This is a genomic window from Chryseobacterium manosquense (assembly GCF_014623485.1).
GTDB classification, from domain to species: Bacteria; Bacteroidota; Bacteroidia; order Flavobacteriales; family Weeksellaceae; genus Kaistella; species Kaistella haifensis.
In genome coordinates, this window is record NZ_CP060203.1 from 981,328 (window position 1) to 1,006,280 (window position 24,953).

Sequence of the window (24,953 nt, forward strand, 5' to 3'; positions counted from 1 at the left end):
GCGCGCAAAAATAGTAAGAAAACCAGCATTTCATTTCCTGAATATTTGATGGATTAATGCTGTTTTATTTGTTACAATTTTCTGAAAGTTTCCGGAGAGTGCCGCGTAGCATTCTTAAAAAAAAATTTTCCGAAATTCGGATATTTACTCTGTATAAATTGCTTCTAAATTTTTACTAAAACTTCATCCTTTGTATTCTAACCGCATTTAAAATCGCTAATAAAGCAACCCCGACATCTGCGAAAACGGCTTCCCACATAGTTGCCACACCTCCTGCTCCAAGGATTAGTACAATACCTTTGACTGCGAAAGCGAGGATAATATTTTGCCAAACAATTTGTTTGGTTTTTTTTCCAATATTGATTGCCATTGGAATTTTACTTGGCTTATCATCCTGTATTACAACGTCTGCAGTTTCGATGGTAGCATCACTTCCCAAACCACCCATCGCGATACCTACATCGCTTAAAGCCACCACAGGAGCATCGTTTACGCCATCACCAACGAAAGCTACAGTTTCATTTTTGGCTTTTATTTCTTTTACCTTATTTACTTTATCTTCGGGTAATAAATCTCCGAAAGCGTTGTCAATTCCTAATTCTTTAGCTACAAATTGTACTACTGTATTTTTGTCGCCACTTAGCATGGTAGCTTTCACATTCAATTGATGGAGTTTTTCAACGGTTTCTTTAGCATCGGTTTTTATGCTGTCTGCAATAGTCAGATAACCAGCAAATTTTCCACCATAGGCAATTGCGATTACTGTATAAACGATCGTTGAAGGATCCAAATCGTATTTGATATTAAACTTATCCATCAGTTTGAAGTTCCCTACTAATAAATCTTGACCGTTAATATTTGATTTTAATCCATGACCTGCTATTTCTTCAGTATTTTTCAGTTGAATGGAATGATCAACTTCGCCAACATAATTATGAATTGCGGTTGCAACAGGATGTGTGCTTTGGCTTTCCAATGCGTTTACCATTTTTAAGATTTCATCCTTGTTAAATTCCGGTAAAATATTAACTTTCTGAACTTTAAAAACACCTTCCGTCATTGTTCCTGTCTTATCCATCACTACATTTTTAATGGTTGCCATTACATCGAGAAAATTGCTGCCTTTAAATAAAATTCCGTTTCGTGAAGCGGCTCCAATTCCTCCAAAATAACCTAATGGAATCGATATTACCAATGCACATGGACATGAAATTACCAAGAAAACCAAGGCTCTGTACAGCCATTCTCTGAAAACGTAATCGCTAACGAAAAAATAGGGTAAAACGCAAATACCAATCGCCAAAAAAACTACGATTGGCGTATATATTTTTGCAAATTTTCTGATAAAAAGTTCTGTTGGAGCTTTTTGAGCGGTAGCATTTTGTACTAATTCTAATATTTTGCTCAGTTTACTATCGGTATAATCGGTTGTAACTTTTACCTGCGTGACCGTTTGCAAATTAATCATTCCTGCCAAAACTGTTTCGCCTTTGTTTTTGGTATCGGGTTTACTTTCACCCGTTAAAGCTGCGGTATTGAAAGAAGCGGCATCTGTTAACAGTTCTCCATCCAAACCTAATTTTTCACCAGGTTTTAATTGTATAATATCTCCTATATTTACGGTTCCTGCTTTCACTGTTTTTGGCTGATTGTTCTCTAGAATCGTTACCTCATCTGGTCTTTGGTCTAATAGAGATTTGATATTGCTCTTTGCCCGTGTTACCGCTAAAGTTTGAAAAACCTCTCCAACAGCGTAAAATAGCATTACAGCAACTCCTTCGGGATATTCTTTTATCGCAAAAGCACCGATCGTGGCAATTCCCATTAATAAAAATTCAGAAAAAACATCACCATTTTTAATGCTTTCAAATGCTTCTTTTAAAACAGGGACGGCAACAGGAATATAAGCAGCAATATACCAAGCCAAACGAACCCAATCCTTAAACCATGATTGCGGTAAGAAGTTGTCCATCGCAATTCCGGCTAACAATAAAACGAATGAAATAATTGAGGGTAAAAAGAGCTCAATGGTCGTTTTGTCGGTACTGTCATGGTTATGTCCGTCATCACTATGACTATGGTTATGTCCATCTCCTTCGTGATGTTGTTCTTCTTTCAATAATTTATTAGAATCTTTATCGATTTTAAGTTCCTGTAGTGTGCAGCAAAGTTGTTTTCCTTGTGCATCGTATTTATGTTTGTGTTTCATTAATTGAGTATTTTTATTGAGTATTGTTTGTAAATGCTCCGGTATTTCGATTGGTTTTAATGATAGAACATTTGCACCGATGGTCTCGTTCCTACAAAAGACTTTACTCCTATAAAAACTAATGTGGTTATTTGTCCTGAGACTTCTTTTGTGGTTTTTATTTTAAAACTGTCGCTTGGCGTATTTCAGATTGTTTGTCTCGATAATTTTCTCATGGATTAAGTTTATTTCGTTGTTCATCTAGTTCGTTTAATTCATCACAAAGGGGAAGATATTTTGTGATATAATTATTTTTATTCTTGTCAAGAAATTCTATAAAATTTAATAATGCTTGTACTTTTTCTGGTATCATATTTTGTGCAAAGAATTTTGACGTTGTGTTATTGAGCCATTCTGACTAACGTTAAATATAAACATTGATAATCAGTTAGTTATATTTTTAATATTTTATATTTAAAAATAGTGAAATTTTATTCGTTAGCGGCTAAAAACAACTCCGTTTTCGAGTAGGGGAATTGCCGCTAACACTCAAATATACACATACTTTCGAACACCGTTTAATATTTTGTTAGAATGTTTATTAAAAATAACAATTCTTTGGTTCATGAAATCTTACGAAGTACGGCAGTTGCGGATTTCGAATCATCACCAGGGTTTGCAATTGCGGAACATGAATTTTAAGGAACCAGAAACAATATCGAAATAAAATTTTCTGAGACCAAAAACGGATATATTCCATTGAATAAGAAAAAAATTCCCGGTTCATCGTGAGCCGGGAATTTTCTTTTTTGAGATTAATTAAGGCTAGTTTCTGCCTCTGCTAAAAAGCCAAATAACCAAACCGATAATGGCAACAACAAGGATGATTCCCCACCACATTCCGGCTTTAAAAATAGTTTCAATTGCTTCGCACGAAGTCAATAAGGTCAATGCGAATACTGACAAACCAAGTAATGTAAACTTTTTCATATTATTTATTTTTTATGTTGGTTGATCGTAAGAAATTTAAACTCGATGAAAATCCGGTTTCCATTTTTTGATGGATCTTTTTATCGCATCTCCGGAAATATTGTCTTTTAACGCTTTTTCCAGTAAAATTTTAAATTCATCATCATAGGCAAATCTCAAAGCTGCTATTTGTCCAAAATTGAGTTTTTCTTCAATTTCATCCGATCTTTTTCCGAAAATTTCGAAATATCTTTGCTTAAATTCCAGCCGGATAATACGATTCTGATTTCCCAAAGCGTAATGCTGCCGCAGCATGATGGCCAGATACAATAGAAGAAAAACTACAATGGAAAACAAAATCCAGTTTAATTGATTTGCGACATCATTGAAAGATTTCACCACACCAATGATCAATAAAATCATCAATAAAGGCAGTAAAACAAAGTGATGTGGCGGATAGTATTTCCGGTGATTGGAATAATTTTGTGTTTTCATAAAATTACACAATCAAAAATGCAACCAAAATAATTTAATTCCCAAGCAAATCCAAAAATTGCTGTTCATCGAGAATTTCAATAGTTCCGATATCTTGTGCTTTTTTCAGTTTGCTACCCGCTTTTTCGCCAACTACCAAATAATTCAGGTTTTTGGATACAGCAGAAATGTTTTTTCCGCCATGTTTTTCCACCATTTCTTCGGCATCATCTCTTGTGAAAAGCGATAGTTTTCCTGTAAAAAGAAAGGTTTTGTTTTCCAGAACATTGCTTAAAATCTCATTGGTATTTTCGCGTCTTTCGAGTTGAACTCCATAGGACTTTAGCCTTTCTATCATCAAAATATTTTCGGGATTTTGGAAGAATGCGATGATGCTTTCGGCAATTTTTCCGCCAATATCTTCCACCTGAACCAATTCTTCAGCGGTGGCTTTTCTCAAGTCATCTATTGAAGTGAAATTTTTGGCTAATTTCTTGGCAACGGTTTCTCCAACATGTTTAATTCCAATTCCATACAATACTTTTTCGAAAGGAATTTCTTTAGACTTTTCGATTCCATCGATGATATTTTGCGCAGATTTCTCCGCCATTCTCTCCAAAGGAAGCAGTTGTTCTTTGGTTAAAGCATAAAAATCTGCCGGATTTTCTACCAGTTTTTCGCGATACAATTGTTCGATGGTTTCGCTACCGAGATTTTCAATATTTAATGCTTTTCTCGATACATAATGAATCATCCGGCCGACAACTTGTGGCGGACAATGCAACTCGTTCGGGCAAAAATGAATTGCCTGATCTTCAATTTTAATGAGTTCTGTTCCACATTCTGGGCAGTTTTTGATGTATTGAATTTCCTGATTTTCAGGATTTCTTTTGTCTAAATTTACCCCCACAATTTTAGGAATAATTTCCCCACCTTTTTCCACATAAACAAAATCATGGTCGTGCAAACCCAATTTTTTAATGATGTCTTCATTGTGCAAACTCGCTCTTTTCACGACTGTTCCGGCCAGTAAAACAGGTTTCAAATTCGCAACAGGAGTGATGGCTCCGGTTCTTCCCACTTGATAAGTTACGGATTGTAATTCGGTTTCTACTTTTTCAGCTTTAAATTTATAAGCCATTGCCCAACGCGGAGATTTCGCGGTGTAGCCAAGCGCTTTTTGCTGACTCAAATCATTTACTTTTATTACAATTCCATCAATATCAAATCCCAATTGATGCCTTTGTGTATCCCAAAAATTAATAAAGTCCTTCACTTCATCCAGCGAGTTGCACAGTTTCGCTTGTTCAGAAATTTTAAAGCCCCAAGACTTGGTTTTCTGAAGCAACTCCCAATGTGTTTTCGCAGGAAAATCATTAGCGATAAATTGATAAAGAACCGCTGATAAACCACGTTTCCTCACTTCAGCGGAATCCTGAATTTTCAAACTTCCGGATGCTGTATTTCGAGGATTCATGAAGGGATCTAAACCTTCTTCCTCACGTCTTATATTGATTTTATCGAAGTTTTTTCTTGTTAAATAAATTTCGCCGCGCATGTAGAATCTTTCAGGAAAATCGCCATGAAGTTGAAGCGGAATATCAGAAATCGTTTTCACATTTGCGGTAATTTCATCTCCCTGAAAACCGTCGCCACGAGTTACTGCTTGTTTCAATTTTCCGTTTTCATACAAAATCGAGATCGAAGCGCCGTCGTATTTTAGTTCTGCTACATAAGAAATAGGTTCATCGAGAGATTTTTGTAAACGTTTTTCCCAATCTTCCAAATCATTAAAATCGTAGGAATTATCGAGGGAATACATCCGAAACTGATGTTGAACTGTCGGGAAATTTTTTGTGATTTCGCCACCAACACGCAAAGTAGGAGAGTTGCTGTCGAAAAACTCGGGATGTTTCGCTTCCAGATACTGAAGCTCCTTCAATTTTAAATCAAATTCAAAATCTGAAATCGTAGGTTCATCTAAAGTGTAATAATTATAGTTATGTTGATGAATTTCTTCACGCAGATCTTCTATTTTTTTTTGAATATTTTCGGACATTTTGAACGTAGATTTTTACAAAAATACTAAATCTGACGAAACCTTGTTTTTTAGTAGTTGTTTTAATTCAAAAGATGTCTTTATTTAATTTAATGTTAAAAATTACAGGGGTTATCATTCAAATTATACATTTATTTAAAAATTAATATTAAATTCGCAGGGGTAAAAATTAAAAACTATGAAAATTGAGAAAAGATGGATTGCTTCTTTCGTGATTATTACAATCATTTCAATCGCTGCATTGTTCTGGAAAACTGAAATTCCCCTTGCAAACACGGGCGAATTCCTCAGCGAAGACAAAATTGTAGGCGCCGATGTTGCGTGGATTTTAGCTGCAGCAGGTTTGGTTTTATTGATGACTCCCGGACTTTCGTTTTTCTACGGCGGAATGGTGGGAAGCAAAAACGTGATTTCCACGATGTTGCAGAGTTTTATTGCATTAGGCGTGATTTCTATTTTATGGGTTGTGGTTGGTTTTAGTCTTTCATTTGGTGAAAGTTTGGGTTTCAATTACAATGGAGTTCATTACGGAATCATCGGAAACCCTTTGAGTTATCCATTTCTCAGTGGGGTAGGGACACTTCCGCATCATTTAATGGCACCCACAATTCCTTTTATTTTGTTCGCATTATTTCAAATGAAGTTTGCGGTAATTACGCCCGCTTTAATCACTGGTTCGTTTGCTGAAAGGGTTCGTTTTATTTCCTATCTGTTATTTATGGTGCTCTTCAGTTTGCTTATTTATACACCACTTTGCCACATGGTTTGGCATCCGGAAGGTTTACTGAATAAATTTTTCGGGGTAAAAGATTTCGCAGGAGGAACGGTAGTTCACATGAGTGCAGGTTTTGCAGCACTTGCCGGAGCCATTGTTTTGGGAAGAAGAAAAAATCCACATCACAAACCTTCGAATATTCCATTTGTTTTATTAGGAACCGGAATGCTTTGGTTCGGGTGGTTTGGTTTCAATGCAGGATCAGCCTTAGCGGCTAATGCAACCGCTGCGATGGCTTTCGGTACTACCACAATAGCGTCGGCTTCAGCAATGATCACTTGGATATTTTTCGATCGAATCAATGGAAGAAAAGTTTCCGCTTTAGGCGCCTCAATCGGTGCGGTTGTCGGTTTGGTAGCCATTACCCCAGCTGCGGGATTTGTAACGATTGCTGAAAGTTTGTTCATCGGATTTATCTCAGCAATTGTTTCTAATTTAATGATGAATTGGAAAAAACTCAAAAAAATTGACGACACTTTGGATGTTTTCGCTTGTCATGGAGTAGGAGGAATTATGGGAATGATTCTTACCGCAATTTTTGCTCACGGCGAAAATGCAAGTTTGTTGCATGGCGGCTGGTCGGTTTTTGCGCATCACATGATGGCTTTGGTTTTGGTTTCTGCGTTTACATTTTTTGGAGCGTTGTTGCTTTACAAAATCACCGATTTCATCATTCCACTAAGGGTTTCCGAAGAATCAGAGCACCTCGGACTCGATCTTTCTCAGCACGATGAATCCATTAGTTTTTAAATTTTAAATAGAAAAAGCACTGTTTCAATTTCGGTACTTTTTTGTTTTTAATGACTTAGCATTTCCCTAATTTTTTCAGAAACTTTTTCCGCGTTTGGAAGCATTTCTTTTTCTAAAATTAAATTGATTGGAACTGCAGGTAAATTCAGTGAACCCATGGCTTCAACCGGAGCATCGAGGAAACGGAAACACGCTTTAGAAATACGATGAGCAAATGCTTCCGCAAAGGAATTATTAATTTGCTCTTCCGTTAAAACCATACATTTTCCATGGATTTTCACCCTTTCGAAAACCAAATTTTCATCTAAAGGAATCAATGTTCTTAAATCGATAATTTCAACACGACCAGGATGATTTTTTACAGCTTGTTTTGCCCAATAAACGCCCATTCCATAAGTTATAATCAGCATCGTTCTCCCTTTGGAAATCTCATTTTCATCAGCTTCTGAGATGATTTTTCCCTTCCCAAAAGGTAAAATATAATCTTCTGCGGGTTCTATAGTTTTTGCATCTTCCGTTCCGGGAACTTTGCTCCAATATAAACCTTTGTGCTCGAGCATAATCACTGGATTAGGATCGTAATAAGCCGCTTTTAACAAGCCTTTAAAATCCGCAGCGTTGCTTGGATATGCGATTTTTATTCCTTTAATATTGGCCAAAATACTTTCCACACTTCCGCTGTGATACGGTCCGCCGCCGCCGTAAGCACCGATGGGAACACGAATAATATTGCTTACCGGAAATTTTCCGTTGGATAAATAACATGATTTTGAAATCTCGGTAATCAGTTGATTAATTCCCGGATAAATATAATCGGCAAATTGCACTTCAACAATCGGTTTCAAGCCAACAGCGCTCATCCCAATCGTAGATCCAATTATATAAGCTTCCTGAATCGCAGTATTGAAAACTCTTTTCTTGCCAAATTTTGCTCCTAAAGTCACCGCTTCACGGAAAACACCACCAATTCTTTCGCCAACATCTTGTCCGTAAAGTAAAGCTTCGGGATGCTTCCACATCAATTCCTGAATGGCATGGATCGCAGCATCAACCATTACAATTTTTTCCTGACCTTTCGGTTCTCTTTCTCCGGTTTCCTCGGTGATTGGAGTAGGAGCGAAGACGTAATTTTCTACCGTTTCGGGTTTTGGATTTTCAGCATTTTGAGCTTTTTCGAAAGCTTGTTCCGCTTCCAGCCGAGCTTTCTTTTCAATTTTTTTTAATAAATCCTCATCAACACCATTCTCCAACAATTGATTTCTAAGAATATTTCCCGGATCCTGTGCCCGATGTTTAATTAAATCTTCTTCATCACGATAAAATTCTCTGCGAACACCGGAAGTATGATGACCAATTAAAACCGTTTTTGCACATACCAACATCGGTTTACGTTCTGCACGAACGAAATCTACGGCTTTTTTCATCGCCAGAAAGCTGGCCTCGAAATCGGTTCCATCCACTTTCATTCGGTTGAGCCCCACAAATCCTGCAGCGAAATCGTAGGCATCGGAAGATCGAGCTTCTTCTTTGGTTACGGAAATTCCCCATTCGTTATCTTGAACCAAGAAAATAATCGGCAATTGATGAAGCGCTGCAAATTGAAAAGCTTCCGAAACTTCGCCTTCAGTAACGGAATTATCACCCAAACTGCAAACCACCACCGGATTTTTATCGTAAGTTTTTAAATTAAATTCTTGAATATATTGAATTCCTTGAGCGATGCCGGTTGTGGGAATTGCCTGCATTCCGGTTGCGGAACTTTGGTGAATAATTTTCGGGAAATTTTCAGCTAAACTAGATGGATGAGCGTAATAGGAACGGCCACCGGAAAAAGGATCTTCTGCTTTTGCTAAAAGTTGCAACATCAATTGATAAGGTTCAAAACCAATTCCGAGCAGCAAACTTTCGTCGCGATAGTAAGGCGAAACCCAATCTTCGTTGGTTAATTGATAAGCCGTTGCCAGCTGAATGGCTTCGTGGCCACGAGAAGTAGAATGAACATATTTGCAAATATTTCGGTTTTCTTCATAGATATCTGCCATTGCTTTGGCAAGCATCATGTGGTTGAAAGCCTTTAATAAAATCTCCTTTGAAACATTTTGTTTTGTATCAATTTCCATATTTAACAAAGATAAAAATTTTAATGAAAGTGAAAAATCTTAGTATTTTCGGTGAAAAGAGAGTGGTTAAGTGCCGGAAAATTGCATTAACAAAAAACCAAAGCAGTTTTCATACTTTGGTTTTGTCTATTTTTTTAATACAAATTTTATCCGAATGCGTTAATTCCCGTCACATCCATTCCAGTAATCAGCAAATGGATATCGTGGGTTCCTTCGTAGGTGATAACTGATTCTAGGTTTGCAGCGTGGCGCATCATCGGGAATTCGCCCATGATTCCCATCCCGCCGAGCATTTGTCGGGATTCTCTGGCAATATCGATCGCCATTTTCACATTGTTTCTCTTTGCCATAGAAATTTGTGCAGGAGTGGCTTTATGCGCATTTTTCAAATTTCCTAATTGAAGGCAAAGCAACTGCGCTTTGGTAATTTCGGTAAGGAATTCGGCGATTTTTTTCTGTTGTAACTGGAAAGATGCGATTGGTTTCCCGAATTGTTTTCTTTCTTTAGAATATTGCACCGCAGTACAGAAACAATCGATTGCAGCACCGATAACTCCCCAGGAAATACCGTATCGAGCAGAATTTAAACAAGATAATGGCCCTTTCAAACCAACTACTTTTGGCAATAAATTTTCTTTGGGAACTTTAACATTATTGAAAACCAATTCGCCAGTTTTGGAAGCGCGAAGACTCCATTTGTTATGAGTTTCCGGAGTTGTAAATCCTTCCAAACCTCTTTCTACAAGCAGTCCTTGTACTTTACCTTCGTCATTTTTTGCCCAAACTACTGCGATATCGCAAAGAGGCGCATTGGTAATCCACATTTTGGCACCATTTAATAGATAATGATCGCCTTTGTCTTCGAAACGAGTTTCCATAGATCCGGGATCCGAACCATGGTTAGGTTCCGTTAAACCAAATGCTCCGATCATTTCACCGGAAGCTAACTGAGGAAGAAATTTTCTTTTCTGTTCCTCTGAACCATATTCATTAATAGGGAACATCACTAAAGAGCTCTGAACCGAAGCCGCGGAACGAACAGCAGAATCGCCTCTTTCTAATTCTTGCATGATAATTCCGTAGGAAATCTGGTCCAAACCGGCTCCTCCGTATTCTTCAGGAACATATGGACCGAGGGCTCCAATTTTCCCCAATTCTTTCATCAATCCCGGAATATCGGTGTGTTTTTGCGCGGCTTCATCTATTTTGGGCATCACAAAACTTTCAACCCAATCTCTAACAGATTGACGGATTAACTTGTGTTCATCGGTTAAAAGATCATCCATCAAATAATAATCTGGGATGGTTGTGAGCGGATAATATGACATAATTTTTTGATTTGCCTAAAAATAGGATTTTTCAGAAATATGGCAAATTTTAAAGGAAAATATTAGAATAAGATTTTAGTTTTTACGTCTAAATCTATATAAATAAGGAGCTTTGTTTGCCGAACCATCAAAAAACTTCTCTAATCTTTCAAGAATGTTGAGCGCAAGAATTTTCCGTTGGAAATTGTTTCTTCTGTATTTTTCATCGAGTACCGTTTCGTAAACGGTTTGTAAATCTTTCATGGTGAATTTTTCCGGAAGCAAATTATTCGCAACGATTTGTGTATCAATATTTTTACGGATATGATTTAATCCCACTTCGATAATTCTTTCATGATCGAAAGCCAGTTTGGGAAGTTTGTTCACCTCAAACCAAGCGCAGGTTTCGTTGAGAGAATTGGGAAAGGTTCCCGCTAAATTAAAATCTATCAGACTGCAATATCCCACCGTGATAAATCGCTGGAAAATCCAGTGATCGGGTGGAACTTCTATATTTTTATGTTTGAGTAGGATTTGGTGTGCATTGTTGGCTGTGCGATTAATCTGTCCGAAAGTATGGAACTGTTCGAGGAAAGTATCCGACAAATGGGTTCTCTCAAAAAGCACACGGGAAGCGGCATCAGATAAGTCTTCATCATTGAAAATAAAACCACCCGGAAGTGACCATACATCCAAATCATGGTACTTCAGAAGTAAGACTTTCAAAATACCATTATCAAAACCAAAAATGGTACAATCAACCGAGATATGTTCAACAAATTGCTGGGTATCAATCAATTGCTGTAAATCCTGCTTATTTTTACTATCGTCGATTTTCATATAAAGCAAATCTAATAAATATTTTCTTTTTTTTAAAAGATAAGATTTAAAATAAAAAAACTTCGGTGAAAGCAATTTTTCACCTTCACGTAAAAGAGCAACCAAGTTTCGGTTGCTCTTATTTATATTTTGTAATATCAGTCCGATTATTTGATATTAAAATTTTTCTCAAAACCGTTACAATCAATTTGTTTCAAAGTGTTTCCTTCATATTTTAGTTGATTTGGATTCGCATAAAAATCTTTGTTTCCTTCAGTTTTATGATCGCCAATTCCTTCGATTAATTCATTATTCTTTTTCAAGAAATAAATTTCTCGTTCGGATGTCGTTCCTTCAGCTTGAAAAGTATAGCTTAACTTAATCGTATCGCCGTTTTGCGTGCCCATTACATCACCGAAAGAGCTGTCTTTTTCGAAGTTTTTATAGCGCATTTTTCCTGTAATTGTGCCTAAATTATCATCCAAAGAAACAAAAATAGAATCTTTTCCGTTGGCCGCAAAATAGCAAGATTGTAGAGTAGAAGGCTCTACCGGTTCATTCGATTCGGGAACGGTGACAGAATCGGGTGCTGTGGTTTGGGAACTTACTGTTTCAGTAGATTTTTTCTCACAACTCAACGCTGTAATGACGATAAATGCTGATAAAATATAATTTTTCATAAGAATAGCTATTATGGTAAAAGTAATTATTTTTTTTTAAAAAATTACATATTATGTTAAATTAAATTGGATTTATCATTAATATAATTTAGGAAAGAAAAGTAAAATATTAAAGATGAAAATTGTTCTGATTTTAAAGTTGATGATGTCTTAAAGTTCAATTTCAAATATAATTAATGAAGATGTTTAAAAGAAAATATTTAAAATTTCAAGAGAATCTAATCGCTGAGAATCCTCCAGAAAAAAATATTTGGTCAATTATTCAAATAAATTTGATTTTAAAATTATGAAAAGATATTTCGAGAAATTATATAAATATAAATTCATTTAAATAAGATTGAAAAATTTTAGAAGAAGAAAAAAAATCCTAATCGTTGAGAATCGCCCAAAAGAGAATTTCTAGTCAGTTATCTAAAAAAATGAAATTTAAAAGTTTGTTTACATCTGGAAATTGAACTATTTCTCTTATTTTTGGTAATTTTTAAAAAAGTCCTATAATTTATATTATGTTAAATAAAATATGGAATGACATAAAAAAACCTCCGTGTAACGAAGGTTCAAAAATATGGTGAACTTTGCAATAACTACCAATTGGAAGTTTCTCTTCTTCTCGAAATCAAATGATCAATCGAATATATTCCGGGTCCGAAAGCCATTACTAAAAGGTAAATCGATAAATATAACAAACTGGTTTCCTTTCTTTCAAAAGCATCTCCACTATGAACAATCAATCCGGCAACTGCCATGGTAATGATCAAGAAAAATACAGCAGGCCTCGTGAAAAGTCCCAAGATCAAAAATATCGAACATACAAATTCTGCGAAAACCGCCAATATTAATGATATTTTCGGGCCTAATCCCAGAAAATCAAAAAACTTTATTTCTTCGCCGGATAATAATTGCTGAAGTTTTGGAAAACCGTGTGACAACATTGCAAATCCTACAAAAACCCTGATCACAAGCAACACGACATCAACTAGCTGTGGATTGCTCTTGGCTGAAGTTAAAAAATTCATGAAAAAAATATTTTATCAAAAATAAGAAATTTCCTTCGCAATGTCAATTAATTCGTGAATTCTTTATCGATACCCGAAATTTTTCAGGTCTCGATCGTTTTTGCGCCAATCTTTTTTCACTTTCACGAAAAGATTCAAATGGATCTTTTTGGAAAAGAATTTCTCCAAATCTAATCTCGCTTCGGTTCCTACTTTCTTAATCGCTTCCCCTTTGTGGCCGATGATGATTCCTTTTTGCGTGTCGCGTTCAACATAAATAATGGAATCAATGAAAATAATTCCTTCTTTTTCCTTGAACATTTCTGTGACAACCTCCACCGAATACGGAATTTCTTTCTCGTAATTAAGCAAAATTTTCTCTCGGATTGCTTCATTTACGAAGAATCTTTCAGATTTGTCAGTATATTGATCTTTGTCGTAATATGGCGGATTTTCTGGTAAAAGAGATTTCAGTTTCGGTAAAATAACTTCGGTGTTAAACCCTTTCAATGCGGAGATCGGTAGAATCTCTGCCTTTGGAATTCTTTCGTGCCACATTTCCATGGCTTTTTCTAGATCTTCCTGGTTGGAAGCATCAATTTTATTCACTAAAATCAATACCGGAACCGGAATTTTATTGAGTTTTTCAACCAAAAAATCAAATGGTTCTGTTTTGTCCAAAATATCTACAATAAACAAGAAAACATCGGCATCTTGCAAAGAATCTTTTACAAAATCCATCATTTTTTCTTGCAAACCATATTTCGGTTCTAAAACCCCCGGAGTATCGGAAAAGACGATCTGTAAATCCTCTTCGTTATAAATTCCGAAAATTCTATGTCTCGTGGTTTGTGCTTTTTGGGTAACAATTGCGAGCTTCTCTCCCATCAATTGGTTTAGAAGGGTTGATTTACCTGCGTTGGGCTTCCCAACGATATTTACGAATCCTGCTTTGTGCATTTTTTTATTAAAATTAAAGTAGCTCAGTTCTGATCATTTTATGAAAAAAAATCATTCTGAAACTTTTGCAAAGATAGTGAATAAACAATTGAGTTATAATTTCTTCACGATCGGAAGAATTTCATTTTCTATCAAACCGAATTTTGTTCTTTCTGCTGTGGAAAATTTTTTCGAATAAAAATTGGCATCCACTTGAAAACCACTATTTTTTAATCTTTCAAAATAATCCATTCCATACCAACGAACGTGATCGTATTGGCCAAAATGTTTTTGTCTTTCTTTAGGATCTTTGATGGAAAAATCTTCGTAAGTTTTCTCTAAAGAATTCTTCATCGGAACTTGGAAAATTCCCCAACCGCCTTTTTTCATTACGCGATAAAGCTCACTCATGGCTTTTTTATCGTCTTCGATATGTTCCAAAACGTGGTTGCAGAAAATCACATCGAAACTTTCATCCTCAAAAGGCAAATCCAAAATATCGGCTTTTACATCCACGATTGGTGAAAATAAATCGGCAGAAATATATTGCAGATTATCCATTTTTCGAAATTTTCTGAGAAATTCTTGTTCTGGAGCTATGTGCAAAACTTTGTATTTTTTAGTGAAAAAATCGGTTTCATTTTGCAGATAAAGCCACATTTGACGATGTCTTTCTAAACTTAAAGTTCCTGGAGAAAGCGCATTTTCACGCTGTTTTCCGTAACCATAAGGTAGAAATTTCCGGTAAGAATTCCCATCGATAGGATCGGTAAATTTGTTTCCTTTGAAAAATAAATAAATCAACGGACGCAAAAAAATGCTTAAATTAATAAGCATCGGGCGAGGAATTTTATTGAGTAAAAATTTCGCGATTTTTTTCATTAAAAATCTAATGTAAATGGTGCTTCTTCATCACTCACAATTCCTAATGCGTCGTAAATATACTGATAGGTTGAAAGTAAAACAGGTTTTCCATTGATGATCGTCACATCATGTTCGAAATGCGCTGATGGTGAGTTATCGAGTGAAGTCACCGTCCATCCGTCGCTATGAAATTTTACTTTTTCAGTTCCCAGATTAATCATCGGTTCGATGGCGAGTACGATTCCGTCTTTCAACACTTTTCCACTACCTTTTCTACCATAATTGGGAACTTGCGGATCTTCGTGCATTTTTCTACCCAAACCATGTCCTACCAATTCACGAACCACGCCGTAACCGTGTTTTTCACAATATTCTTGAATTGCGTGTGAGATATCTCCTACTCTTTTTCCACGAACGCATTGCTCGATTCCTTTGTATAAAGATTCCTTGGTGACTTTCAATAATTTTTTGGTTTCTGGAGCAACTTCACCTACTTCAAAAGAGTAAGCGTGATCGCCATAAAAACCATTCATATAAACTCCACAATCCACAGAAAGAATGTCTCCTTCAACCAAAGGTTTATCATTTGGAATTCCGTGTACAACCTCTTCATTCGGGGAAATACACAAGTTTTTTGGGAAGCCATACATTCCTAAAAATGCAGGTTCGCCACCATGATCGCGTATAAATTCGCCACCAAGTTTATCCAAATGATTGGTCGTCACACCTGGCTTTATCTCTTTGGCGAGCATGCCTAAAGTTTTGGAAACCAATTGTGCGCTTTCCTTCATAAGTCGCAGTTCGTCGAGTGTTTTTAAAATAATCATAACTAATAATTCTTACCAAAAGAGCCCTTTTTTCTTCTCTTTCTTCATTTTGGAATAAGGTAAAACTTCTTTACCTTCGACTCTGAATTCTATCCTTTCATTGATGATATTATAGATTTCACCCCAACCTGGAAAACCTCCTAAATTACGGTCGTCGATAAATAAATCTGCATCGATTTTTCTGGAAGCGGCATTAGAATCAAAAACTTCCCCTTCAAAACTTGAATTTACGGCATAAAATTCTACACCATTTTTTTTACAAAATTCTACGGCTTCATCTAAAGATTGCCCGTGTCTATACGTCCAAAGAATAAGTCTATACCCTTCAGACTGAAGTTTTTTGAGCGTTTCGAATGCGAAAGTTTTGGGTTTACCAATTCCCGGATATGCATCTTCTACAATAGTTCCGTCGAAATCAATGGCCAATTTTTTATTGCTTTTCATGTGAATAAAATTTCAGATTGCAAAGATACGAAAATAAAAGAGCGATTGAAATACTCAACCGCTGGTGTTAAAAGAAAATTAGCAAAATAAGGGATTAAGATTTCACCCATTTGAATTGATACTGCAAATCGGGAGTAGCAATTCGGTCGGTAATTTTTTGTAATCTTCCTGGAAGTTTCATCAGATATTCCTGTGCTTTTTCGGCTTTTTCGTTAAGTCCGGAGATGTGTTCTATCTTCCAATCATTCAGTAAATCACTTAAAATATTGATATAATCTTGTCCAGTATAGACCATCGCTCTTTGTGCCGCATCCGAAAAATGGTCCCAAAGTTCTCCAGCTTTTTGGCCGGATTCGCGCATCAAATGTGCGGGCATCACAATTTTTTTGCGCATCATATCTTCGAACGCAAGCATCATTTCGGATGGATCTAATTCGAAAATTCGGGTTACAAAATGTTTGTAAGCTTTTGCGTGCCGTGCTTCGTCCGCAGCAATTACACCACACATTCTGGAAAGTTTGGTATTCCCGGTTTGTTTGGCCAAGGAGCCTACTCTTCTGTGCGAAATATTGGTGGCCGTTTCCTGAAAACTGGTGTAAACAAAGTTTCGGTAAGGATCCATGGAGGTTCCGATATCGAAACCATCCTGAATTAAATATTGTGTGGTAATCTCTACTTCGCGCATATTTACACGACCACAGAGATACAGGTATTTGTTGAGTAAATCACCGTGACGGTTTTCCTCGGCAGTCCAACTTCTAACCCATTGCGACCAGCCGGAACTATTTTCGGGTTCCACCCCATCAATTCCCATAATCCAAGATTCGTAGCTAGGTAGCGCTTCTTCGGTAATGCAGTCACCGATTAACGTTACGAAGAGATCATAATCCATTTCCTGAGCGTAGGTTTGTAGCTCTTCCACATCGTATTTGAAGGTTTCAGCGGAAGGATCCGGAAGGAAATCTGTGGGTTGCCATATTTTTTCAACGGGAGTTAGATAGGAATTGATGAAATCGTTCACTTCTTTGCCCAAATTTTTCATCACTTCCAATCTTACTAATTTATTGTACATTTTTTACATTTTAAAGAACAAATATAAACTAAAAAATATTATTCCCTGCATATTATTTTAAAGAAAAAGATGCATTACGTATTATTAATATTGAATTTTTAAATATTTCTATACTTTCACTTTCTAAATCTGAAAGAAAACACTTAATAGTTATTCATTAGTTAAAAAGGATAACCAATCGCAATATTCAACACTAAATTTTGTCGGCGCCAATCTTTATTTCCGAAATCGATTTTATCGAACATCCAACGATCATTTTTCTCGTAGTAAGGTACCCGCAACGGCATTGCCAAATCAAGTCGAAGAAGCAGAATAGAAAAATCCAAACGCAGTCCAACGCCCGCTCCTACCGCCATTTCGCTCAGCCAATCTTTGGAAAATTTCGCTCCTGGGCGCGTTGCATCTTCATTGACCAGCCAAACATTTCCTGCATCTGCAAAAACACCTACATTCAAGAATTTATAAATATTCGCGCGATATTCCAGATTGGTTTCCAACTTAATGTCGCCGGCTTGATCGAAAAACAATTGGCCGGTTTGCGTCCGCGGATCATAACTACCAGGACCTAAAGTTCTCGCCCGAAATGCGCGAATACTATTGCTACCTCCGGAAAAAAATTGTCGGGAAAATGGAACCGTGAGCGAATTTCCGTACGGATACGCAATTCCAGCAATTACTCGCGCGGCAACACTTTGTTTAGTGGAAAGTTGATGGTAAAATCTAAAATCGTTTTCCATTTTAGCATATTGGCTGAATGGTACACCGAAAATTTGCTTTTCCTTACCTTCCTTAGCATTAGCTCCGGAGATTAAGCCTGTGAGATTTCCCGCCAAATCAACATAACCGCGATAGTACATCGTGTTGGTTTTAGGAAACATAGTATTGGTATAGGTGTAAGAATAAGTAGGACCGTAAATTAATTGCTTCTGAATTGCCTGCTGCAAATATGGTTTGTCCTGAATATAATTTTGGTAAACTTCCGTCACATTTTCAGGTGCTACCAACGTAACATCGAGCAGTTTCAATTCATGTTCCTTTCGGATATTTTCTTTCCACATATATCCAAACGACGCATTGAAATTGTGCAAAGTGTACCATTTGCTGCGGCTTACATATTCATAACCGATTTCGGCATTGGTACGCGGCACAAATGCGCTTGAGGATTGAAAATTAAAAGGTGTTAACAATCTTGGAACAGACAATTGAACATTCGCGCCCGCTCGATAGATATTGCCTTCCCCCCGTTCGTAAGCGGAAGATCTCCCACCCATCTGCATATCAAAAGAACCGAAAACAGATGCCTTCAATTGTTCCGCACCTCGGAAAATATTTCGATGGGTCCAATTGAGATTGAGTTCTGAACCTGCATAATTTGCCGAATTGGTTTTACCCAAGGCTTCCACTCTTAAAGACTGAAATTCCTTAGGAGTCAGCAAGTAATAGGCATCAAATTTATTTTTTAAACTATCAGAAATTACGAATTCATTTTTTACGAATTTGAAAACTCCAAGACTGATCAATCGGTTCAAAGTCAAATTATGGTCCGCACGATTGTAGATGTCGCCTTTTCTGAAATATAGCGCCCTTTCAAACATGACCGGACGAAATTTTTTGTTGGGATCAACATAATAAAAATCCTTGTAAGCTTCTATGGAATCTATATTTACAGGGATTTTATATACATTTTCTTTCACATCGCGTAAGTTGTAATCGGCATAGACAATTACATTATTGATGCTGAATTGCTTTTTGGCCAATTCTGGCGTTTCTTCTTTCAATTTTACAGCAAGTTCGACCTCCGGCTTGTTGGTAACGGTACTGTCGGCTTGAACAATGATATTATCCGGATGAAAGTAATAAAAACCATTTTCCTTCATCCGATTATCAATTCTTTCACGCTCAGCTTTGATGACATCGAGGTCGAAAGGTTTCCCCTTTTTCAGTAATGTTTGATCTTTTACCAATTGAATTTCACGGTTAATTTTGGTGCTATCTTCCGGGAATTTCACATCGCTGATGAGATATCTTGCGCCGGTTTTCACATCATAAACTACTTTTGCAGTTTTCCCATTGATAATAGTATCGTACTGTGCTTTCGCATTGAAATACCCTTTATTTTCAGAGTAATTTTCAATGATATCTTTGTTAAATTCCCGGTCGACATCGCCCAAAAGAACAGGTTTCTGCCCCACTTTATTTTTCAGCCAGTTGGTAATTCCTTTGTCTTTTTTGGGTTCCGGAGTAATATTGTAAATCCAAACACGTGGACGCAAACCCAAAATCGAAGAATTGGGTTTTGGGGTAAGATTATCCTCCAAACCATCTTTTAATGAGGATTTTTCTTTCTTGGAAATCGTGTCATTAATGATATTAATTTTCGCTCCAGTGTAAAGTTTTTCGTTGGGTTGTAATCTTTCGGTACCGCATGAAAAAAGAAGTGCTGCGACAGAAAAACCTGTAGCTATTTTAATATTTTTAAACTGAATTGTATTTCCCATAAATTTCATCATCAATTATTTGAATTCAACTGCGCTATTTTTCTGCAATGCTTTTTTGGTTCGTCTGATCTCACGGTTTTGTTTCGCTCTTTGGAAAATATCTTTGAAATCAGTATAATCTAAAGTGATAACAAACCCAACTCCAGTTTCGATAATTTGGCCTTGCAAAGCTACTTGATACTGATTTTTCTGATATGCGCGGAGGGTATATCTGCCATCTTTCGATAAAGCGTAATCTGCAGTAATATTACCCGCAATATTGGTCATTTCTTCGTTTTGTCGCGCTTCTCCTTCGATGCCGAAATTGCTTCCAACGGTGATCTTCAAGCGATCATTTAATAATTTCTTACTTAAATTAACATTCAAATCGGTTCTTGTATTTTTATTTCCCAAAGAATATTCTTCATAACTATCAAAATCGAAGGTCAGATCTACACCAGCGATTAAATCCTGTGCAATATTATTGAGTTGCTGGGACAAGATTTGGCTCACACTCTGTCTCGCCATCGTACCGGCAGAAATTCCGCTTTGACTTTGGAAAGGGTTATCGCCAATGAAATGATTCAAAATCAAGAGTGCAAAAACCTGTTTGTTGAGTTCCGATTCATCGCGACGGAGCTGGGTCAGCTTAGTTTCAACATTATCGATAACTTCTTGATTAACCGCGTTGTTATTTTCGTCCGTTTGAATATCGAAAGAAATCACCGGTTTCAGCAATTCTCCTTTTAAAACCAATAAAGTATTGAAAGGAATTCTCTGTTTATAATAATTCAGCTGATCTTCGGAAAGTTGCTGCTGCACCAAATCAATCGGCGCTGCATTCGTTTTGTAAATCGCAGTAAGATCCAGGTTTGCGGTGGTTGGTTCGCCGGTCCAAGTGATGGTACTACCCTTTTGGATATCGAATTTTCTTTTAATCATGTTAAAAGACATTTCATACGCTCCACTTTCTACCTGATAAACGCCTACCAACGTTGTTTTTCCCGATGGATCCACACCTCCCGTCAATTCAGCTTCACCTTGAAGTTTTACGAAATCTCCGCTGGCTTTATCGATTAATAATGAAATTTTAGCTTCCTTGGTTAAAGAAATATTCACATTCACGTCCATTCCTTTGATGCCAGTTTTCGCATCGATACTATCTGCTTTTATGGTTTTATTGAGAACAATTTGGTCCTGATCGATAAATTCCACAATACCTTCTCGATCTTTTAACGTAGGCGATGATTGCGGGATCACAAAAGTAAAATCGGTTTTGTCGGTCACTGCTAATTTACCATCAACTTGCGGCAAATCCAGATTTCCGGTAATACCAAGATCGGCATCAATTGCCAAAATTCCGAACATCATCTTATCGTTATCCGGTTGTGAATCTACGGCCATGAAATCTCTTGCCCTAAGTTTTAAATCAAAAGCAAAGTCCTTGTAATTTTGGGTTAAAATATCGCCATCAAAGGTCAATGCATTTCCTTGTGAATCCTTCACTTTAAAATCATCAAACACAATTCCTTGCGATGCAAATCTTATTTCATCATCAAGATGTCTGAAATTGCTTCCTGTTTTCACAATTTCTAAACCAACATCATTAAATTTCAACTTCCCTAATATTTTCGGACTTTCGGTTTTCCCCGTGATATCGAAATTTCCGGAGAGGTAACCTTCAGTATTTTCAATGACATTTAGCGTAAAACCTTGAACCGATTTCATTTGAAGTCGATTAATTTCGGCTTCTAAATCAAGCAATTGCGATTCTATATTATAATCTCCCGTAATTTTCATATCGTTTTCAAAACCAGTAAGTGCAACATCGGCATACAAAAGTTTTGAAGTTTTAGTGTTCACTTTTGCCGCGATATTTCCGACTGGATTTCCATACATTACCAAATCTGTAACATTTACATCCGAAGTGAAATTGAGGTTTTTATAATCCTTTAACCTCACATTTCCATTGATTGTACCTTTTGCCAAAAGAGAATCCTTTTTCAGCATTTCGGTAATGGTTTCTATTTTAAAATTTTTCAAATCCACATTCAACGGGCTATTTGCGTTTTCATTATCAGAATTAATTGCAAGGCTGCTTTCTCCGTTGCTGAGGACAAAATTGCGAGCGAAAATTCCATTATTCCCAAAACGTAGCACATTATCTGGCGCGACATTCCAGTTACTGTAATTTAATTTTAAACCATCCGGATCCAAAGAAATTTGTGTTGCATTTTTCAGCGATTGCGCATTTCCGGCAATTAAAAATTGTTCAACATTTTTGTCGTCTTTTGTAGAAACGCGGTATTCAATGACATTGTTTGCAACGTTTCCGGTTGCGGCAAATTGATTCAGAGCCAATTTTTCACTTGAAATTTTCTGAGCTTCAAGTTGATATTGCAATGCATCATTTTCATTATAAATTCTAAACGAAGCATTTTCAATTAAATTTTCGCCATATTTTAAATTCGGAATTTGCGCATTAACAGTGATGTTTTGGGAATCTGCGTTGTAATTTCCGTTCATGGTAATCGTTTCAAAACTTTTGAGTTCCGGCAAGAATTTCCGAATTAAATCGTCATCTTTCAAAGTCGCAGCAAAATCAAAATATTGATGCGGATCGATTCGCTGTTTTTTCTTGCCCAAATCATAGTAATTGCTCACTGTATTTTGCAACGCGCCGAAAATTTGCGATAGTTTGTATTTTCCGGTCATGGTAAAATCCGCAACTTGAGAGTTGAAATACAAAGCGTTTGAATTCGCAGTAGTTTCAGCCTTCAGACGCATTTCCTGAATTGGGAAAACTTCTTTGGTATCTGAAATTGCAAACTGATCCAAATTCAAATAACCATTCAAGAAATCAGGATTTAAATTGCTGAATTCACCATCAATGTTTCCTGCCAAAATCAGCGGGTCTTGATAAAAACCTAATTTATAAAGATCGAGTTTGGTGATCGTTCCACCCAATTTTACGCTTGAATTTTTATCATCCAATTCTCCGGAAGCCAATAAATTGAGATTTGCATTAGGATCACGTGAAAGTAGATGAACATTATATCTACCAGAATTCAATTTCCCGGAAACATCAACATTTTGATAGCGGTACTTTTGATAATCAAATGCTGCCAAATTTCCTTTAAAATCTAAAGTTCCGTTTTTAAAATCAAAGCTTCTTCCTTTTGCACTCAAAGTTCCTCGAACAATCCCGAGGTCTTTATTTTGGATAATTTTTCCGATCTGCAAATTCATTAAATTCGCATTGACAACATACGTTTCAGCATTTTTTTTACGCATATCAACCACTGCATTCAGCGCTACATTTCCCAAAGTTGACACCATTTTCAGTTTCGTATCGACCACTTTTGTTGTTCCGCGGGCAACTCCCGAAATCGCAAAATAAGAAGGCAGAGAAATATTGGAAGGAAGGGTATTTTTCGGCAAAATCTTCAGAATAGTTTTTGCAGATGAGCCTAAATTTCGAATTTTCAAATCATAAAATAAATTTTCGGGATCGGTTGCATTTCTTACCACGCCAGAGAGCGCCAACTTCAAATCGCCCAATCCGGAAGCTTGTAGATTGGCAATTTGCATCTCATTCATCGTTCCTTTTACCCTTGCGTCCAAATTGATAATACCATTAGGATAAGTATTGAAAGGTGGTGTATTTCGCAAATCCGGAGCGAAATTTAGCAAATCTGCCAAGCCAATTTTTGAATTATAGATATTTGCTGAAACACTTACTGCACCAGGATTTGCGGATAGTTGTTCTATGGAATTATAATTCAATACGATTTCGTCACGCAATACGGTTCTTGAAGTTTCTAAATAAAGGTTTTTCAGGTAAGCTTGCCTTTCGCCATACACAAAGTCGGTATTGAATTTTCGTATTTCTAAGTTGTTCTTCTCCTTAATCTCAGCTTTTTTCACTGTTCCTGCAAAAGTTCCGTTCTGCATTTTAAAATCTCTCAAATCAAAATTTATTTGAGAAAAATCGAGATGGTTGAAATCCATTCCCCGCGATTTTTTTGGCATCGCGGTATTGTTGTATGAAACCTTTACATCATCTAAAATAGCTTTACCCAGAAGCAGATCCAGCGATTTTTCGGCAGGTGATGGAAGATCAGAGTCTGTCGCATTTTTTTGAGGTGCCGAAAACATTTTCGCATCAATATTTGCACCTTTCAAAAGAAATTGATCGACCTCATAATTCTGGTTTTCAATATCGAGTTTATTAATTTTTGTATTCAGTTCATTAAAAAGAATTTTTGCATACGTTTTTGAATTATCGTCGCCATAATCTACATTAAAATTGGTGAATTTTATTCCATTTAATGCTAGTTTCATTGGTTTTTTTGCTCGAAGAGAATCCGCTTTTTCATCAACAGTTTCGGCAACTTCTTCCAATAAATCTTGCTTCAGTCTTAACTTCAATCCATCCAAAACAATATTTCCCACGGCATACGAATTGCGATCAAGATCGAAGGTTTTCACCCGAGTATCGAAATATTTAAATTTAAGACTAATATCATTCCTGGCTTGATTGTCTATAAAGGAAACATTGATATTCTGCAACTTAATTTTATCTAAAGAAATGACGAATGGCTTGCTCTCGCTTTCCTGAGAATCTTTTCGGGCAAAAGCATCGATAAAATAATCGAAATTAAAAGAACCATCTTTGTTTCTTACAACATTAGCTTTCACCCCGTCCAAATCGATAGAGGTAAGATCGATGGTGTTTTTTAAAATCTTGGGAATATTTAAACCGACATCAAATTTTTTGGCATACAGCAATGTATCCACGGTTTGGCCTTGCAGATACAGATTTTCCATCACCAAACTATTCGGAAATGTAACATAGAACCGGTCGAGAGAAACTTTGGTTTTGACCTTCTTCTCTAAATATATTACCAACCGATCTTTTAAAAAATTTTGAATTACGGGTAATTGTAAACTCAGAACACCTGCGCATAAAATTGCTACAAATATTCCGAAACCGATGAGAATTTTTTTGAAGTATTTTTTTGTGTTTGCCAAACCTTTTTTTTACAAAAATATTTAATCTTAAATGAGATATGGTCAACTTTTGCTAAATTAATTGCACCATTTTTAAAATAAAGCTATTTACTAATTTTCAGCCACTTCCAATTAATTATACAAGATAGTTATGATGTAAATAAAATAAAATACCATATTG

17 protein-coding genes are annotated in these 24,953 nt (G+C 36.4%); 1 reads left to right on the forward strand and 16 read right to left on the reverse strand.

Going from position 1 to position 24,953, the window contains the following annotated elements; genetic code table 11:
• Positions 1 to 175: 175 nt before the first annotated feature.
• The 4 genes from H0S70_RS04545 to ligA all read right to left on the reverse strand — a co-directional run bounded on the left by H0S70_RS04545 (position 176) and on the right by ligA (position 5,690).
• On the reverse strand, positions 176 to 2,209 hold the full coding sequence (locus H0S70_RS04545; protein ID WP_188321856.1) for a heavy metal translocating P-type ATPase: 2,034 nt from the start codon (positions 2,207 to 2,209) through the stop codon (positions 176 to 178).
• Between the two features lie 804 nt (positions 2,210 to 3,013).
• Positions 3,014 to 3,178 (reverse strand): phosphatidate cytidylyltransferase, encoded by a 165-nt coding sequence (locus H0S70_RS04550; protein ID WP_123247498.1) that lies wholly within the window; start codon positions 3,176 to 3,178, stop codon positions 3,014 to 3,016.
• A gap of 36 nt (positions 3,179 to 3,214) precedes the next feature.
• Positions 3,215 to 3,652, reverse strand: a complete 438-nt coding sequence (locus tag H0S70_RS04555) for a DUF6526 family protein (protein ID WP_188321857.1) — start codon at positions 3,650 to 3,652, stop codon at positions 3,215 to 3,217.
• Between the two features lie 34 nt (positions 3,653 to 3,686).
• On the reverse strand, positions 3,687 to 5,690 hold the full coding sequence (gene ligA / locus H0S70_RS04560; protein ID WP_188321858.1) for an NAD-dependent DNA ligase LigA: 2,004 nt from the start codon (positions 5,688 to 5,690) through the stop codon (positions 3,687 to 3,689).
• 178 nt (positions 5,691 to 5,868) lie between these two features.
• Between ligA and H0S70_RS04565 the strand changes: the two genes are divergently transcribed.
• A complete protein-coding gene (locus H0S70_RS04565; protein ID WP_188321859.1) occupies positions 5,869 to 7,215 on the forward strand; it encodes an ammonium transporter in 1,347 nt (448 codons plus the stop codon).
• Positions 7,216 to 7,262: 47 nt separating this feature from the next.
• On the opposite strand, the gene H0S70_RS04570 is transcribed toward H0S70_RS04565, so the two are convergent.
• The 12 genes from H0S70_RS04570 to H0S70_RS04625 all read right to left on the reverse strand — a co-directional run bounded on the left by H0S70_RS04570 (position 7,263) and on the right by H0S70_RS04625 (position 24,793).
• Complete coding sequence (locus tag H0S70_RS04570; RefSeq protein WP_188321860.1) at positions 7,263 to 9,335, reverse strand: alpha-ketoacid dehydrogenase subunit alpha/beta; 2,073 nt, start codon at positions 9,333 to 9,335, stop codon at positions 7,263 to 7,265.
• Between the two features lie 146 nt (positions 9,336 to 9,481).
• A complete protein-coding gene (locus H0S70_RS04575; protein WP_031503854.1) occupies positions 9,482 to 10,663 on the reverse strand; it encodes an acyl-CoA dehydrogenase family protein in 1,182 nt (393 codons plus the stop codon).
• Positions 10,664 to 10,738: 75 nt separating this feature from the next.
• A complete protein-coding gene (locus H0S70_RS04580; protein WP_188321861.1) occupies positions 10,739 to 11,482 on the reverse strand; it encodes an NUDIX hydrolase in 744 nt (247 codons plus the stop codon).
• Positions 11,483 to 11,628: 146 nt separating this feature from the next.
• Entirely contained in the window at positions 11,629 to 12,141 is a 513-nt protein-coding gene (locus H0S70_RS04585) for a hypothetical protein (protein WP_188321862.1), read from the reverse strand.
• A 584-nt stretch (positions 12,142 to 12,725) separates the two neighbouring features.
• Positions 12,726 to 13,157, reverse strand: coding sequence for a DoxX family protein (locus tag H0S70_RS04590; RefSeq protein ID WP_188321863.1), 432 nt, complete (start codon positions 13,155 to 13,157; stop codon positions 12,726 to 12,728).
• Positions 13,158 to 13,220: 63 nt separating this feature from the next.
• Positions 13,221 to 14,096 (reverse strand): GTPase Era, encoded by an 876-nt coding sequence (era, locus tag H0S70_RS04595; protein ID WP_088264905.1) that lies wholly within the window; start codon positions 14,094 to 14,096, stop codon positions 13,221 to 13,223.
• Between the two features lie 93 nt (positions 14,097 to 14,189).
• The gene (locus H0S70_RS04600; protein WP_188321864.1) at positions 14,190 to 14,957 is read right to left on the reverse strand and encodes a class I SAM-dependent methyltransferase; all 768 of its coding nucleotides are present in this window, start codon (positions 14,955 to 14,957) and stop codon (positions 14,190 to 14,192) included.
• On the reverse strand, positions 14,957 to 15,766 hold the full coding sequence (gene map, locus H0S70_RS04605) for a type I methionyl aminopeptidase (protein WP_031502476.1): 810 nt from the start codon (positions 15,764 to 15,766) through the stop codon (positions 14,957 to 14,959). The genes H0S70_RS04600 and map overlap by 1 nt, the downstream gene beginning before the upstream one ends.
• Before the next feature lie 12 nt (positions 15,767 to 15,778).
• The gene (locus tag H0S70_RS04610; RefSeq protein WP_031502478.1) at positions 15,779 to 16,210 is read right to left on the reverse strand and encodes a BT0820 family HAD-type phosphatase; all 432 of its coding nucleotides are present in this window, start codon (positions 16,208 to 16,210) and stop codon (positions 15,779 to 15,781) included.
• A gap of 94 nt (positions 16,211 to 16,304) precedes the next feature.
• Positions 16,305 to 17,282, reverse strand: coding sequence for an acyl-ACP desaturase (locus H0S70_RS04615; RefSeq protein ID WP_188321865.1), 978 nt, complete (start codon positions 17,280 to 17,282; stop codon positions 16,305 to 16,307).
• A gap of 161 nt (positions 17,283 to 17,443) precedes the next feature.
• Entirely contained in the window at positions 17,444 to 19,780 is a 2,337-nt protein-coding gene (tamL, locus tag H0S70_RS04620; RefSeq protein WP_188321866.1) for a translocation and assembly module lipoprotein TamL, read from the reverse strand.
• A gap of 15 nt (positions 19,781 to 19,795) precedes the next feature.
• On the reverse strand, positions 19,796 to 24,793 hold the full coding sequence (locus H0S70_RS04625) for a translocation/assembly module TamB domain-containing protein (protein WP_188321867.1): 4,998 nt from the start codon (positions 24,791 to 24,793) through the stop codon (positions 19,796 to 19,798).
• Positions 24,794 to 24,953: the final 160 nt, after the last annotated feature.